Source organism: Leptotrichia hofstadii (assembly GCF_007990525.1).
Taxonomy (GTDB): Bacteria; Fusobacteriota; Fusobacteriia; order Fusobacteriales; family Leptotrichiaceae; genus Leptotrichia; species Leptotrichia hofstadii.
The window spans coordinates 740,944-757,258 of record NZ_AP019823.1 but is presented as its reverse complement, the minus strand read 5'-3'; the positions used below and the strand labels follow the sequence as shown (position 1 = coordinate 757,258).

Annotated in this window: 11 protein-coding genes and 1 pseudogene; 1 reads left to right on the top strand and 11 read right to left on the bottom strand. The window is 28.0% G+C overall.

Annotated features, from left to right (window positions below; all coding sequences use genetic code 11):
• Positions 1–155 precede the first annotated feature (155 nt).
• From FVE77_RS03620 to FVE77_RS03605, 4 genes are all read right to left on the bottom strand, one after another.
• Positions 156–347 (bottom strand): hypothetical protein, encoded by a 192-nt coding sequence (locus FVE77_RS03620; RefSeq protein ID WP_162141761.1) that lies wholly within the window; start codon positions 345–347, stop codon positions 156–158.
• 84 nt (positions 348–431) lie between these two features.
• On the bottom strand, positions 432–629 hold the full coding sequence (locus FVE77_RS03615) for an IS3 family transposase (RefSeq protein ID WP_081690290.1): 198 nt from the start codon (positions 627–629) through the stop codon (positions 432–434).
• 10 nt (positions 630–639) lie between these two features.
• Entirely contained in the window at positions 640–1,332 is a 693-nt protein-coding gene (locus FVE77_RS03610; protein ID WP_232052974.1) for an IS3 family transposase, read from the bottom strand.
• On the bottom strand, positions 1,329–1,646 hold the full coding sequence (locus FVE77_RS03605; RefSeq protein WP_051254468.1) for a transposase: 318 nt from the start codon (positions 1,644–1,646) through the stop codon (positions 1,329–1,331). The genes FVE77_RS03610 and FVE77_RS03605 overlap by 4 nt, the downstream gene beginning before the upstream one ends.
• A 263-nt stretch (positions 1,647–1,909) precedes the next feature.
• Between FVE77_RS03605 and FVE77_RS03600 the strand changes: the two genes are divergently transcribed.
• The gene (locus FVE77_RS03600) at positions 1,910–2,170 is read left to right on the top strand and encodes a hypothetical protein (protein WP_026745688.1); all 261 of its coding nucleotides are present in this window, start codon (positions 1,910–1,912) and stop codon (positions 2,168–2,170) included.
• A 31-nt stretch (positions 2,171–2,201) separates the two neighbouring features.
• On the opposite strand, the gene FVE77_RS03595 is transcribed toward FVE77_RS03600, so the two are convergent.
• The 7 genes and pseudogenes from FVE77_RS03595 to FVE77_RS03570 all read right to left on the bottom strand — a co-directional run bounded on the left by FVE77_RS03595 (position 2,202) and on the right by FVE77_RS03570 (position 16,302).
• Positions 2,202–4,808, bottom strand: a complete 2,607-nt coding sequence (locus FVE77_RS03595) for a DEAD/DEAH box helicase family protein (RefSeq protein WP_026745687.1) — start codon at positions 4,806–4,808, stop codon at positions 2,202–2,204.
• 8 nt (positions 4,809–4,816) lie between these two features.
• Positions 4,817–5,299, bottom strand: coding sequence for a hypothetical protein (locus FVE77_RS03590; protein ID WP_026745686.1), 483 nt, complete (start codon positions 5,297–5,299; stop codon positions 4,817–4,819).
• Positions 5,293–7,167, bottom strand: coding sequence for a DNA methyltransferase (locus FVE77_RS03585; protein ID WP_026745685.1), 1,875 nt, complete (start codon positions 7,165–7,167; stop codon positions 5,293–5,295). The genes FVE77_RS03590 and FVE77_RS03585 overlap by 7 nt, the downstream gene beginning before the upstream one ends.
• Positions 7,168–7,195: 28 nt before the next feature.
• A complete protein-coding gene (locus tag FVE77_RS03580) occupies positions 7,196–7,465 on the bottom strand; it encodes a hypothetical protein (protein ID WP_021769904.1) in 270 nt (89 codons plus the stop codon).
• A gap of 324 nt (positions 7,466–7,789) precedes the next feature.
• Positions 7,790–12,577 (bottom strand): annotated as a pseudogene (locus FVE77_RS03575) (helicase-related protein); the annotation flags it as partial.
• 401 nt (positions 12,578–12,978) lie between these two features.
• Positions 12,979–13,326, bottom strand: a complete 348-nt coding sequence (locus tag FVE77_RS13085; protein ID WP_408610399.1) for a TnpV protein — start codon at positions 13,324–13,326, stop codon at positions 12,979–12,981.
• Between the two features lie 903 nt (positions 13,327–14,229).
• Positions 14,230–16,302 (bottom strand): type IA DNA topoisomerase, encoded by a 2,073-nt coding sequence (locus FVE77_RS03570; RefSeq protein ID WP_026745683.1) that lies wholly within the window; start codon positions 16,300–16,302, stop codon positions 14,230–14,232.
• Between the last annotated feature and the right edge of the window lie 13 nt (positions 16,303–16,315).

The following is a 16,315-nucleotide window of genomic DNA, read 5'->3' as shown; positions in this document are numbered from 1 at the left end:
CATGAAATAATTATTAAATTTTAAATATATATACAATCTATGATGCTCCCCTTATTCTTCCTTACAATCTTTTTCACAATTTCCTTCTGTGTTCCCATAGCGTCACCTTTTTATATCTATCAGGTCTAAAAATTTTGGCACAGCTTTTATTTTATTCATCTTGCCATCCACTTTAACCTTATGGCGGAAGAAATAACAGACGATGCTGTTTCCTTAACCATCTTTTCTAATATGCTCTTTCTATGAAATCGGATGTTATCCATCACTATTAAAACTTTCTTCCTTAATTTTTTTATATCCTTTAAAAATATTTCCCTGAACCACTCCTCAAAAAACTCACTTTCCATTGTTTTCCTATATATATCTATATTTTCTGGATTTTTCATATATTGATAAAGTTTTTGGAGTGTCCCCCAAAATTTAGACTATTTTTAAGCAATTTCTTTGTTTCCTTTCTTTATGCTTTCTTCGTATTCATTCGGACTTGTAAATCCTATTTTACTGTGTATTCTGCTGTTATTATACCATATTTCTATATACTCGTACATTCCACTTCTTAAACTTTCTAGATTTTCATAGTTTTCATTATGTACATATTCTTTTTTCAATGTTGCATGGAATGATTCTATACATGCATTATCATAAGGATTTCCTTTTCTGCTGTAAGATTATGCTTATGCCTTTTTTTGCACAAAATTTACGATATTCTTTACTCATATACTGGCTTCCTCTATCTGTATGTATTATCAGATCAGTTATATCCCCTCTTTTATATATCGCCATTTTTAAGGTATCGATAACTAATTTTATATCCATAAATTTTCCAACCTTATGTGATATTATTCTTCTGCTGTGCAAATCCATTATACTTGATAAGTAGCACCACCCGTCCTTTCTTGTCCAAATATATGTTATATCACTTACCCATTTTTCATTTAATTTTTCTGTATCAAAATTTCTCTTTAAAATATTTCTTGCTGCTTCTTTTATATCATCTGATTTGTTATAATTTCTAAATTTTTTATGAATTATTGACTTTATCTGATTTTCCTTCATCAATCTTCTGACTCGTTTTATGTTTACTTCTAATCCTAACTTTCTTAGTTTTTTATGAATTCTTACTGCTCCGTAAGTTTTTCTGCTGTCTTGCCATATTGATTTTATTATATCGTACAAAATTTTATTTTCTATATCCCTTTGTGTCTTGACCTCTTTAACCCAGTAGTAATAGCTGCTTTTTTTAATGCCTATTAAATTAATTATTCTTGATTTTGAAACATTAAACTCATTGAATAAAGTCTTTACTAATGCGTACTTGTCAACGGTCCTTATTTTTTCATCAATATGGCTGATGCCTTTTTTAATATGTCAATATCTAATTCCTTTGGTTCCAGCTCTTTTTCTAATTTTTTATTTTTATCCATTTCTTGTTGCAGTTTCCTTTTTAAGGCCATAATTTCATTTAAAGCTTCGTTAGCATTGTATTTTTTATCTATGATTCCTTTAAATTCTTTTTCCCATTTTCTGATTGTTGTCGTTGCTACCCCATATTCATTTTCTAATGATTTTTTTGTTCTTCCTTCTTCCAGCAATTCTAAAATTAACATTTTAAATTCATCTGTGTACCTTTTACTTCTCTTGTTCATAATCAAATTTCTCTCCTTAACTATATTTTAACAAATAGGAAACTAGTTTTCAAATTATTTGTCCAAGATTTTGGGTACACTCCACTGATTACATTAAATTTTTCAATTATATTAGAAATTGGAAAGTAAAAAACTCTCATTATCCTACATCCTCTAAAGATATTGAGAGTATATTCGTTGAAATATTAACTAAAAAAGTTGATTGGAAAATAAAAGATATACAGAAAAAAGAATTAGAAATATTTAAAACTAATGGAAAATATATGAAATTATTAATAGAAGAAACTAACAAAATGCAATTAGAAACTAATTCTACATTTCAATATAATGAAGAAAACATCAGTTCTCTTAATAAAAGAGAATATTTGTTAAATATTCCTACCAAATATTTATATGAATTAGCAAAAGAATATAAAATACCAAAATACAAAAAACTTGCTAAATGGTCTATTGTTACTATATTACTTAAACAAGAAGATATTAACAGTAAAATTCATAAATTGATTTTTGATTTTAAATTGTAAAAAAAGCCGAATTTCAATTCGGTTTTTTTATTCACTTTAGTACGTTAAACTTAAGCCATGTGTTAATTGCTTCTTCAAATTTTTCCATTCTGTTTTCTTTATTAAAAAATGGAAAACCTATTATTTTATAATTATCAGGAACTGTTTTATCAGTTGTCGCCACATTTTCTATTTCTAAAGAAAATTTTTCTTTCCACATATCATGGTCTAATAAATGCGTACCTTTAGGTTCAATATATCCTTGATAGGCTAAATTTACTCCATTATTTTTCTTCCTTACAAAAAGTAAAAAGTCCGGTTCAAATCTTTCTCCTGCTTCAAACGAATAAATTGCAAGTTCTGGTATTCTCTCATTTCTAATAACATAATATTCTAATTCTTTTTCGTTTAATTTAGGTTCAATCGAAGTTTTGAAATATTTTATAAACAATTTCTCTTCACTTGTACCATAATTATCGTTAAACACATACCAATTTTCATTACTTAAATTAAGTCTATATTCATCGTTTGTACAATGATTTTGTGAAGCCCCTTTGCCCACATCAGTATTTATTTGTCCCATATAAATCTTTTTATCCTTTAATATATCTCTCAACTTTCTAGGTGTAAACTCTGTAGAACCAACAAATTCTTGTTTTAATGAACCCACATAAGAAGAAACTGAAATAAATGCTTTTTTTAATGCTAAAAATATATCTCTTCCGGAAAGTTCATCAGAAGTATATGTTATTTCTAAAATTGAATTTCCAATAAAGTTATCAGAAGTAAAAAATTCTGTCTTAGAATTTAAGTTGGGATATTTTTTCTTTAGAATATCAAATCGTAACTCTTCAAAATATTCGCTAGTGCCTAATAAAATGTTTAAGTCTATATCTTTGAATTTTATTCTTTTTGTTTTAGCATTTATTGAATTATGATTGTTCGTTTCATCTCCAAATAAGTTAATTACATTACCTTTTCCAGAAAGAGCAGTATAATAATAAATTTTTGTTCTCATACTTGGTTCAATAGTTGTAACACTATCTCTTCCTTTAGGTATTCTTTTATTTGAAAACACATAACTTTTTTTATAAAAATCACTATCTTTAAAATCATCTTTAATCTTATACTCGATCGTAACAGGAGCTTGTGCCTGAAGACCAGTTGCAATCAAAGCCTGTTTTAACTCTGAAATATATTTAGAATCATTTTTACTATGAAAGTACATTGTTTCTAGTATTCTATTTTTATTTTCTAAATCTCCATCATATTTACGTCTAAACTTCAATTCCTCATCTTCATCAATAAATGGGCAGTATCTTGCACCTCTACCAATTAATTGTGCTTCCTTGATTGTATATGTGCTAATTTTTCCACTTGATTGTCTAGTATCATATAAACGAACTATATCAAATAAATTTAATACATCCCAACCTTCATTCAACATATCAACCGCAAATATTGTTCTAATTGGATTGTCTGTGTTTTCCAGTGAATTTACCAATAACTGATTTTCTTTGTTATTATCAGACGAACCATTCATAATAATAGAAGTGTCTTCTGTAAATGAATTTTTTATAGAACATTTTAAAATTTCTAAACTAGCATCTTTTTTTTCAAAATATTTAATAGCTTTATTCAATATATTGATTCCAATTAACTCCAAATTCTTAATTTCATCTGTTGTAAGATTTTTAATGCTTTTAAAAAATTCAACATAAAAACTTTCAGACTCTGATATTTTTTGAGATTTTAACATTATTACAGGTTTTATATTTAACTTTAAATCTGTGAACAGAAATTTTCTGTATTCACTCATTACTAATGCGATTAAAGTTCTAGTCCATAAATCCGTATCTGTTGCAAAATTTTGAAAATCTTTAGTGTATCCACTTTCTCTAAAAGAACTTAAAGGATAGTTAAATATAATTTTATCTTGATATTTTGCAAGAACATTGTTATCTTTTAAATCACAAGTTGCAGTAAATTCGAGCATAATACTATCTCTGTTTCTATGAAAAGCATTCATTACTGAATATTCCCAACTACTTTTTACTAATTCCTCGTCTTTAGTTGGCTTCTTAGTTAGTGAGTTAATATGATGACTTTCATCTGAAATAAACACAACTTTATTGTTTTCAAAATCTTCATAAGTTATAGAATTTTCTTTTGCTTCAAATAAATCCATATGAAATTTTTGAGTAGTTGTAAAAAGTATTTCAATATCATCATCTAATGTATTCCCACTGAAATTATCAACTTTTTTAATTTTGATTTTATTGCCTAAATGTTCAATCACATCATTAAACAAATACTTATTAGAAAGTGTGTTGATAAAGTTATCAATCGTCTTCTCAAGTACGTTTGTCTGATTTACAAAAAACAAAAAATTTCTGTACCCTTTTGTGTACAAATAAAGGATAAGAGCTGCCATTATGACGGTTTTTCCACTTCCTGTAGCCATATGAAAAAGTGTATGAATTTGTTTATTTTTTAATAATTTTTCATCTTCGTAATATGATATAAAATTAGTTAGTGCATATTCTTGATAATCACGTAATAATATTCTATTAGAAAGATTTGTTAAAATGCTATTAGGAACGTCTTTACACCCAACAAGCTCTCTATATTGTTCTATTTTATCGTATAAGTATTCCATCAGTCCTCCTAAACAATTCCTGTTTCCCCTGCTTTATCATTTAATTTTCTTAACCATAATCCAAATTCTTTTCTTGTAGTATTTTTTTCTTTTATAATCAAATATTCTAATTGTTTTGGCTTTGTTGTAGATTTAATATAATTATTTATCAAATCTTCTTTAATACCAATTACTTCCATAACTTTCACTAAATCACGGTCTGATTCTCGATCACTATAGTTTATTAAAAATAATTTTCCGTTCAATTCATTCTTTATTTTATACAAAGACAAAAATTTCTTATAATTCCAAGGATAGTATTTTGGGTTGCTGGTGTGTGGATTCATATATTCATTTTCACATTTTAAATATTCAAACAAATACCATTGACCATCCACAAAATAAATTGAATCTATATCAAATCCGTACGTATTATTATTACCCAAACAATCCATTATAAATTTTTTACTAGAATCATCAATTTTAGATATTTTTTTACTATTGCTTAACATGTTCTTTTTCCTCCATAAAATGAGCTGGTAAATTTTTTATCATTTTCAGATACGTTATATCTTGAATCGTCGATATCCGAATCATTAACATATAACTTATTTTTATTAATCAATTTTTTCAATACTATTTTTTTTTCATCAAAATCAAGCTGTTCAAACTCTAAATCTAAATTCTCTAACTCATATCTATTTACATATGGTATTATTCTTTCATCTGTATATATAAGTTTTTTTAAACCATCAATATTACTTTCGTTTGAGTCATCAATCATTTTCATAAGATTTTTAGCATCTTCTAAAATTTCACAATATACAAATGTACCCCCTCCATTCCACTTTGTCTCTTCTGAAATTCCTCCTTTTTCACCTAAAATAACCTTTTTCATACGTTCCAAAGTTATTGATTCAATATAGTTCATTTGTTCTACACCAATATATTTTCTCCTCATCTTATGAGCTACAGCACAAGTTGTACCTGACCCCAAATGGTAATCTAAAACTAGATCGCCTTCTTTTGTAGAAAGTTCTAGAATCTTCTTAATAAACTGTTCTGGTTTTGGATTACTAAAAACATTTTTACCAAATAATTTTTTCAAGTGTTGAGTACCATTAGTTGTTGTTCCTGCATCATCCCAAATAGTTTTAACAACTTTACCTCTTTCTTTTGCCTCGTATAAAAATCTTTTTCTTTGGGGACCCGACTCTCCTGTAGCACCAAAAATAATTCTATTATCCTTTAAAAGTTCTTGAAATTTATCGTAATCATTTTTCCAACTACAACCTTCGTTGGGGAGATATACTTTGCCAGTTTTTGGATTCACTATTTCATACTGTTGATTAGGACGCCAACCTCCTACTTGAAAAGGGTCTGCTTTCCATGGACCTCTTGAATCATTATCTGGATTTGAAAATCCTTCTCCGTTATCTTTAACTCTAAATTCAGTTCTATTTTTAACAAAATAATCTTTATTTTTAAAATAAACTAATGTATGTGTATGTGATACAGATATAATAGCGGTATTAGTAACTGATTTTGTTGAATTCCAAATGATGTCATTCAAATAGTTGTCTGAACCAAAAATATCATCCATTAATACTTTACAATAATGTGCTTCTCTGTCATCCAAACTAACAAAAATAACTCCATCATTTTTTAAGAGCTTTCTTGCTAATTCCAACCTATTTTTCATAAATATAAGCCAAGTAGAATGATTGAAACTATCATTATAATTAAAACTATCATTTCGAGTGTTATATGGCGGATCTATATAAATACATTTTACCTTACCTTCGTATCTTCTTAATAAGCTTGATAATACAATTAAGTTATTCCCTTTTATTATTAAATTGTCATCATCATTAAAAGTGATGTTTTCTTCTACACCATTTTTTGAATATCTTTTAGCTTTGGTAAAGACTTTGGGTGCTAACATTCTGTTTATTTCTTCACTCGCAATAATTTCATTATAAAAAATTTCTTTTCGTTTTTGGTCATCCTTGTCTTGCCCACCTTCAAGTACACAATCTTTGTAAGGGAAGTCTAAAACTACATCATTTGATTTAGAAATATAATTACCATTATGTGTTAGCCCTATTTTATTTATATATCTTGTGTATGAATCAGATAAAAATTCTTTAGACTCTATAAACCATGCAAATTTTTGTTTATCAAAAATTAAAATTCCATTAAGGTTTTTAAAAAATCTTTCTTTAACAAGTTCATCACTTAATAATAACGAAAGTAATTGTTCATTCATTGTCATTATATCATTATAAATAGACGTTTTTAACAATTTACCATCTTTTGAAGTGTATTTAGACTCTGTTTTTAGCAAATCTCCTACATATTCAAAAATATTCTTTTTCATTTTTTCTCTATTTTTTGAAATCATACATCTAATATTTCCTTTCTAAAATTTCAATAACTTTATAACCTTTATTAGTAATCATATATTTGCCACGTTTATTGTTAAAAGTGGTTATAAAATCATTATTCCTTAAATCTTTCATTATATTATTTGTTTTTAGTTTTGAATAATGCAGTATATCTGCTATTTCCTGTTGAGATAAAACTACATAATAATCTTCTTTTACCTGTATTTGATTATCATATAAAAATTTAAGTAATTTATATGTATCATTAGCAAACAAATTAAGATTAATCATAAATACACACCTCACAATACAATTATTTCTCGTAATTATTATATCGTATTTACTAAAAATAGTCAATCTGTAATTGTAGTTATAGTGTGTATTTTTAAACTAAAACAGGAAGATAAAACAATTTTGTTTCACTTCCTGTTTTTTGTTAATTTTATCACAAAAACACAATCTAATTCAATGTTATTAGTGTCTATTAATTATCCCTTGATTTTGGGAATATATAATAAATTCTATTCAATCTAAATAAATTACTGTTCTAAAATATAAATTAAATCTAAAAATACAAACTCAAATATTTTTAATCTCTATAAATATTTTTTTATATTATCTCTCAAAATCTTCATTATCCAAATCTTGAACATCCTCCTTTTCCTTAACACTTTCTTTCTCCTTCATCCCTACTTCTATTAGTTTATTAACCTCACTTAATCTTTTAATCTTTTCTAATAATAAGTCAGCTTTTTCAAACGACTTATTAACTTCTTCTTTTGCATTGGAAAATTCTTCTCTATAATTTTCAAGTCTTACCTTTTCTTTTTCTAAGTTTTCAGCAATCTTATCTAATAGATTATCCATTCTCGTTATATTTCCAATTGAATCTTTCCCAAAATCAGTATAATATTTTTCTTTATTTTCCAGTACACATTTATATTTTTTCTCATAGAAGTCAAAATTTGAAGACAGTTTGAATCCTCTATAATTTCCAATAATTTGAAGCTCATCAGATATTCCAGTACCCTTTATAGCTTTTAAAAGCTCTTCTCCAGCTTCTTTTTTATCATAAATTTTGGTTCCGTTAATTTCAATAGATGTAAATTTATTCTCATTATTTGATTTTGGCTCTATTTTAGAAATATCTTCCTTCACATTTTCAATATATTTTTCCATTTTACTAATTTTTGCAGGATATTCCTTTGTTATTTTATCCTCAAGACGATACAAGTTTGATTTGTAATTAGCTTCAAGCATTCTTAACTTGTTTACTTCCATATCCAAATCCATTTTTTCCTTAATTAAAGGATTTCCAGTTGCAAGTGCCTTTATTTCAGCATAGTTTAAAGAGCTTTCATCAACATCTTCTGCTACTCTGACTGGAGTTTTTGAAGTCATAATTTGGCTTATAAACTTTTGTTTATTCTCGATAGTTTGCCACAAATAAGCGTCAAATGTATTCACAGTAACATATCTGTAAATTTCCACTTTCTTATTTTCATTTCCTTGCCTGACTATCCTTCCTGCCCGTTGCTCCAAATCAGCAGGACGCCACGGCACATCTAAGTCGTGAAGTGCAATTAGTTTTGTCTGTACATTTGTTCCTGCTCCCATTTTTTGTGTTGAACCTAGCAATATTCTTACATCTCCTGTTCTTACTTTTGCAAAAAGTTCGTCCTTCTGTTTTTCAGAATTTGCATTATGAATAAATGCTATTTCTTCTTCAGGAATACCTTTATTAATCAACTTTTCCTTTAAATCTTCATAAATATTGAAACTTCCATCGTTTTTGGGAGTAGACATATCAGAAAATACAAGCTGTGCAGATTTTTTTTCAACATTTTCTTTCCATATATTGTAAATATTTTCTACACAAGCATTTACTTTACTGTTTTCATCATCGGGAAGCATTTCATTTACAAGCCTCTGATCTAATGCAAGTTTTTTACCGTCATTTGTAATTTTTAACATATTGTCTTCTGTTGGCTCTACATTTCTGTTTCTTACTTCTTCTGCTCTTTCTGAAAGGCTTTCTAATATTAATTTCTGTTCCTCTGTCGGTTTAGTCAATACTTTTTTGTACTCTACTTCAGGTGTTGGCAAATTTAGCATATCGGCAGTTTGTATATCTGCAAACTGTTTAACATTGTTCATAAGTTCAGGAAGATTGTAGAATTTTGCAAATCTTGTTTTAGTTCTATAGCCATTTCCTTCAGGAGATAATTCAATAGCTGTAACTGTTTCCCCAAATGTGCTTGCCCAAGAATCAAAATTTTGATGTCCTTGTTTTTTAAGCTCATCATACTGTAAATATCTTTGCATTGTATAAAGTTCCGACATAGTGTTGGAAACTGGTGTACCTGTCGCAAATACAACTCCTTTTCCACCTGTTATTTCATCCATATATCTACATTTCATAAACATATCCGATGATTTTAATGCTTCAGTTTGTCCTATTCCAGCCACATTTCTCATTTTAGTGTATAAAAACAAGTTTTTAAATGAATGTGCCTCGTCCACATACAGCTTATCAACTCCTAATTCTTCAAATGTAACGACATTATCCTTTTTAAAATCATCATTTAATTTTTTTAGCCTTACTTCCAGTTTCTTTTTTGTACCTTCAAGCTGTTTTACAGTAAAATTCTGATTATTTTCCTGCTTTAATGTTTGGATATTTTGTATAATCTCATCTATTTCATTTTGTATATGTTTCTCTTGATAATTCTTACTCATTGGTATTTTCTCAAACTGAGAATGTCCTATTATTACAGCGTCATATTCTCCAGTTGCAATTCTTCCAATAAATCTTTTTCTATTTTTAGGTTCAAAATCCTTTTTAGTCGCTATAAGAATATTTGCTCCTTGATAAAGTTCTAAAAATTCTCTTCCTAGCTGTTCAGTCAAATGATTAGGGACAACAAACATTGATTTTGTTGCAAGTCCAAGTCTTTTTGACTCCATTGCAGAAGCAACCATTTCAAAAGTTTTTCCTGCTCCCACAACGTGTGCAAGCAGTGTATTTCCACCATATAATGTTCTTGCAACTGCGTTTAACTGATGTGGTCTTAATTTTATTTCAGGATTTATGCCATTAAAAGTAAGATGGCTTCCATCATATTCTCTTAGTCGAATTGAATTAAATTTTTCGTTATATATCTTAGTTAATTCATTTCTTCTTTCCAAATCCTTAAAAATCCAATCTTTAAAAGCCTGTTTAATAATATCCTGTTTTTGTCCTGCCAGCATAGTTTCCTTTTTATTTAAAATTGCTATTTTTTTACCTTCCGAATCTGTTTCATAGTCAAAAATTTTTGTATCTCTTAAATTTAGAGAATCTTCTATAAGTTTGTACGCATTTACCCTTTCAGTTCCAAAAGTCATAACAGCAAGGGGATTATCATTATCCATATTCTTATTTTCTATTCTCCATTCAGAATTATATTCAGAATAATGAACTTTAATGTATGAACTTTTATATGCTGGTGTCTTTAATGTTTCCACAATAAAGTCCTTTATATGCTTTTTAGGAACCCAAGTTGCTCCTATTCTGACATTTATCTCGCTTGCTTCAAGTGGCTTAGGCATTACTTCCTGTAATTTTTCTTTTTGAAAATTTAGTATTTCAGGGCTTATTCCTTTTTTTTCTTCATCAGAAAGAGAATTAAATTTGTCAATATATTCTATTTTTTCTCTTATATTTCCGCTTAAATATTCATCTTGTGTTACATATTGAAATTCCTGTGGAAAATCTTGATTTATATTAAGAAATATTTCTCCTTTTAAACTGTTAATTAACTCTTCTTTTTTCATACCAGTAAGATCTGTCATATATTCAAAATCCACTTTTGCCTTTTGAGAAATTGAAAGAATTAATGCTTCTTGCGGAGTATCTACTCTATGTATAACTTTTGATTGCTTTATAGTTCTTTTGGAAAAAATATCCCCTTTTTTCTTAAAGTTTCCACGTTCATCAAATATTTCTATTGAAGATAATAAGGAATAATTAGAATCTTCAGTAAATAATCTCGAATTTGCTCTTGAATTTAAGTATCCATGCTTAATAATAAATCCATCATATATTCTATTTAGTTTTTCCTGTTCGATTTTTAATCTATCATCTGTTTCCCCATCTTTTTGAATCTGAATAACTTTCCTTAACGAAGATGTCAGTTCTATATATTTTGATATTTTATCCTTATCTCTATCTGATAAATCTTGTAATATCATTTCACTATTTTCTTTAAAATAAATATCGTTATCTTTTTTGAAGAATGAAAAATTTCTTATTTCATAGTCTTCATTTTCAACAGCAATTACAGTTTCTTTTTCCTCAGCGAGAGTTTTTTCATAACTTCCTTCTATATTCCCAACTGCTTGTTCTAATTCATCCTTTAAATTACTATTTTCTTTTGGCATACAAGTTAATGTTCTCCCAAAACGTCCACTAACTTCCTCTATTTTCCCCAAAACCATATTAGGATTATCCACAAAATACTGATTATATACAAATCCTTCAGAGTCAGATTTAACCGCATACCAGTCCTGCTCATCTTTATTTATATTTTCCCTTTTCTTTAGAAATATAATATCCGATGTTACTTCAGTTCCAGCAACGCCTTTAAATGTATCATTTGGAAGCCTTACTGCTCCCAGAAGTTCCGCTCTTTCTCCAATGTATCTTCTCACGCTGTCATCCTTTTTATCAAATGTTCCAGAAGAAGTTACGAAAGCCATAATTCCACCTTTTTTCACTTTATCCAATGATTTTGCAATAAAGTAGTCGTGTATCATAAAGTTCTGCTTTTCATATTCTCTGTCCATTACCTTAAAATTTCCAAAAGGAACATTTCCTATCACAACATCAAATGAATTGTTGGAAAATTCTGTTTTTTCAAATCCTTTTACTTGAATATTACTTTCAGGATAAAGTTTTTTAGCAATATCTCCGCTGATACTGTCTAGTTCCACACCATATATCTTGGAGTTTTCTAATTCATCAGGCAAATTACCTATAAAGTTTCCCACACCACAACTTGGCTCTAAAATATTTCCGCCTTCAAATCCAAATTGCTGTATTCCTTTATAAATGGAATCAATTACTATTTTAGGTGTATAAAAGGCTGTCAATGTACTTGCCTTAGCATTATCATATTCTTCCTGCGTCAAACTTTCTTTTAAAAAATTTCTTGCTTCTTCCCATTGTCCACCTTTATTTTCATCAAATACATCAGCTAGTCCACCCCATCCAACATATTTAGAAAGTGTTATCTTTTCATCATCTGCAGCTTTTCTTTCCTTCAAATTTTTTAAAACTTTTATAGCTTCGATATTATTGTTTAGACGCTCTGATGGTAACAGTTTTTCAGACTGAATTTCTTCAGCAATTTTAAAATTTTTAGAAATATTATCTTTACTATTTTCTTCATCTATATAAGGATATATTATTTCATCATTCTCAATAATATTTTCTGTTTCCTTTTCAGGAATAAAATATTGATTTTCATCTATAAGTTCCTGTATTCTCTTTTCTATTTTGTTCCAAGACAGAACTACCTTAACTTCATTAGCACTAAAATGATTTTTATATAACTTCATATTTTTAGAAGTATAAAAGGCATCATCAATAAAATCTCCACGGTCAGGTATTGAAAAACCGCCTGTTCCGTATTCCCATTTCAAATATTTTATTCTATCTTCCTTTGAACTGTTATCTTGAAAAAAATTATAAATATTTTCTGCTCCACTGTATGATTTTAATACATCGTCAATATTCTTTTGAGTAATTATATTATCATTTTCTATTTGTAAATTATCTGATTGTAAGTTATTTCCCTGAGAGAAGAGAGTAGGCTGTTCATAAGCCTTACCCATTCCATTTGATCTTTTTCTTTTAATTCTTCGGTTAATCCCATAGTTTTCATCATTTTGGGTTTTTCTATCTCCCAAAATTTCTCCACTTCTTTCTGAATTGAAAATAGATGTTCCATAACTTCTCCCTTCATTAGAAGATTTTTCAAAAATTCCGCTTTCTCTTGTTCCAAATATTTCATTCTCGCCCGTCCCCAAGAGTTGAGTCTGCTCAAGTTTAATTCTTCTTCCTCTAAATTCGGAACTAGCACTTGAAACTTCTCGTCCAGCAGTATCATTTTGTAATTCCCTCCCGCCTGCTCGTAAGATGTTTGCTTCACTACTGGAGTATATATTCCGTTCTCTATCAGATATTCTTTCCCGTCTATCATCTTTTTCAGCATATTCCAATTCCTCCTCATTTTTTTCATTTTCTATCTCATATCCAATTTTACTATTTTGTTCTAAAGTTGTTTCATCATTTATTTTTTGAATTTCTTTGCTTACTTTAATTAAAACTTTTTTGGCTACATTGGATATTTCTGATGATATTAATTCCATAGTCCTGAAATCTGAAAACAAGGAATAAACCTCTTTTTCCTTTTCATTAAATATATCCTTTTTATTAATTCCCATTCTCTGATCAAGTGCTATTAAAACAGATTTTTTGATAAAACTTTCAAGAACTTCTGTATCTTTGTAGTTGAAAGTATCTAATTTGCTGTTTTCAAGCATTGTCTGATTTATAAGCTCCATCTGTGCTTCTTCAAAATCTGATTTTCCCGTCATTCTTTCAAAAACATCTTTATGAGTTCTGTTATTAAATTCCCATAATTTAGGTTTTTCATCGTTTCTCTTATCCAAAGATACTGTCTGGGTAACGTCAAAAATATATCTGACATTCTTTTTTCCATTCCTTACATTATATATGGGTATTCCCTTCTGATTTCTTTCCACAACTCTGTTAAAGTTTTCTTTCCAAAAGTCATATTCTGCACAGGCTACAGCTTCAGGACGAATAAAAAATATATTTAGCTGTTCCATTGCAGAATACTTATAATTATTTCCCATAACATGAAGATAGTTAATATACTCACTAAAATCTTCATTTACTTTTTTATGTGCATTTTCCAATATATTTTGAATTTTATATCCCATTTCTTCCCCCTAATATAAAATTTTATGATTTCAAATTTTAATTATCATTTTTCTATTTTTATAAAATCCTTTCTTTGCAAGTTCAAATAATCTCCATTTATCTCTATTCCAAAATGTGCATTATATTCCTTTCCACTTTTACTTTTTATCTTAAACACAACCTGTTCCCCTCTTAATAATTTTTTTGCATTATCCTTACTTATCTTTATTTTTTGTCCAAAATAACTTGCTTCTTTCCAAAGAGATGTTTTACATCCCTTCTTATAATTACTGCAATAGTAACTTTTACTGTTCTCATAAACATTACTGTTACATTTAGGACATTTTCCAATAACTTCCATTTCTTTTTCAAGTTTTTCAACTTCTGCATCTCGATTTATTATATTTTGTAACTCACTTTTAGTTTTTTCAATAATATCATCTACTGTTTTTCTGTTATTATAAATATCTTTCTGAAGCATAGAAAACTCAACAGTCTTTTCTGCATAAAGATTAATATGGAGCAAATCCAGCAGTTCAATTAACTTTATTCCTTTTTCAGTTATACTAAAATTCTGTTTTTCAGAAGTAATATATCCATATTTCTTAGCATTCTCAATTATCCCTGTTCTAGTCGCCTCCGTCCCAATCTCTACACCTTTCATTATTTCTCTATATTCTTGTGTATCGTCCTCATTTTCTTGATTTTTTTCTTTTCTAAAAGGGTTTTTTAAATAATTACTCAAATTTTCCTCAGTAACTTTTTTAGGAGGAACGGTTAATTTATCAACAACTTTAAAATCAACATCAATTTTTTGATTAATTTCAAAATATGGCAACTTATTATCTATCTTCTGATTTTCATATTTTAAAAATCCTTCCTGTTTTACTGATTTTCCTTTCAAGTTAAAAACTTCATTTCCCACAACAATTTTTACTTCTGTTTGATTAATTATCGTTTTCTCCTTTAAAAAGTTAGAAATAAATCTATTTCTTATTGTTTCAAAAATTATCTTTTCTTCCAAATCCAAACTATTCATATCAGGAATTTTTAAAGTCGGCATTATTGCGCTGTGGCTCTCAATCTTGCTACTATCAAATATTTTTTTATTGTCCTTAAATTCTAATTCATGACCATAATATAAGTTTATAAGTTCTTTTACTTTTTCTTTCTCCTCTTCAGCAAGATACTCTGTATTTGTTCTAGGATATGTAATATACCCTTTTTCATAGAGTTTCTGTATAATTTCAAGCGATTTTGCAAAACTCATTTTCTTTTCCTTTGATAATTTACTTTGTAATTTTGAAAGTGAAAAAAGTTTTGGAGGATTAAAAATAATTTCCTTTTCAGTTATATCCTTTACAATTCCTTTATATTTATTTAACTCATTTGAATAGCTTTTGGCTTTTTCAAGTTCTAAAAGGTTGTATTTTTTATCACAGACAAGTTTTAACAAAGCTCCATTACACATAGTTTCATTTTCAATAGTAAAATATTTTTCAGGAATAAAATTTTTAATCGCTAAATCTTTATCGTAAATATATTTTATAACTGGAATGAGTACACGTCCGACTGGAAAAAATGTATTTGCCTTTAATGAAATATATCTAGTAAGATTAATTCCCAAAAGCCAGTCCATATATGTCCTTGCAAGCCCCTCATTATGTAAATTTTTATATTTAAAATTATCTTCAAGATTATTTACAGCTTTCCTTATGGTTTCTTCAGTTTGTTCAGGAAGCCACAATCTTTTTATCTTCTTATCAGTTTTTATGGCATTGATAATAATATCCACTATAATTTGCCCTTCCCTGTCTGCATCTCCCGCATTTACTATCTCATCAACTTCATTGCTGTTAATAAGGTTTTTTAATATCTTATACTGTTTCTTTATTCCCAAATCATTTTTTAATTCAAATTCAAACTCTTCAGGGAAAAATGGCAGTTTAACTTCACTCCATTTCCTTTTTTCTCCAACATATCCATCAACATCCCTTAATTTAAACAAATGTCCAAAAGCCCAAGAAACAATATACTTTTCATTTTCCATATACCCCTCTTTATTAACCCTGATATTCAATGCACTTGCAATATTACGTGCAAGACTTGGCTTTTCTGCTATTATTAATTTTTTCATATTTTCTTCCTTT

What these genes read in the sequence shown, in the direction of transcription:
- FVE77_RS03605 (WP_051254468.1), bottom strand. Translation starts at nt 1,646, where the DNA reads ATGAACAAGAGAAGTAAAAGGTACACAGATGAATTTAAAATGTTAATT.
- FVE77_RS03585 (WP_026745685.1), bottom strand. Translation starts at nt 7,167, where the DNA reads ATGAAAAAGAATATTTTTGAATATGTAGGAGATTTGCTAAAAACAGAG.
- FVE77_RS03620 (WP_162141761.1), bottom strand. Translation starts at nt 347, where the DNA reads ATGGAAAGTGAGTTTTTTGAGGAGTGGTTCAGGGAAATATTTTTAAAG.
- FVE77_RS03590 (WP_026745686.1), bottom strand. Translation starts at nt 5,299, where the DNA reads ATGTTAAGCAATAGTAAAAAAATATCTAAAATTGATGATTCTAGTAAA.
- FVE77_RS03595 (WP_026745687.1), bottom strand. Translation starts at nt 4,808, where the DNA reads ATGGAATACTTATACGATAAAATAGAACAATATAGAGAGCTTGTTGGG.
- FVE77_RS03570 (WP_026745683.1), bottom strand. Translation starts at nt 16,302, where the DNA reads ATGAAAAAATTAATAATAGCAGAAAAGCCAAGTCTTGCACGTAATATT.
- FVE77_RS13085 (WP_408610399.1), bottom strand. Translation starts at nt 13,326, where the DNA reads ATGATACTGCTGGACGAGAAGTTTCAAGTGCTAGTTCCGAATTTAGAG.
- FVE77_RS03600 (WP_026745688.1), top strand. Translation starts at nt 1,910, where the DNA reads ATGAAATTATTAATAGAAGAAACTAACAAAATGCAATTAGAAACTAAT.
- FVE77_RS03580 (WP_021769904.1), bottom strand. Translation starts at nt 7,465, where the DNA reads ATGATTAATCTTAATTTGTTTGCTAATGATACATATAAATTACTTAAA.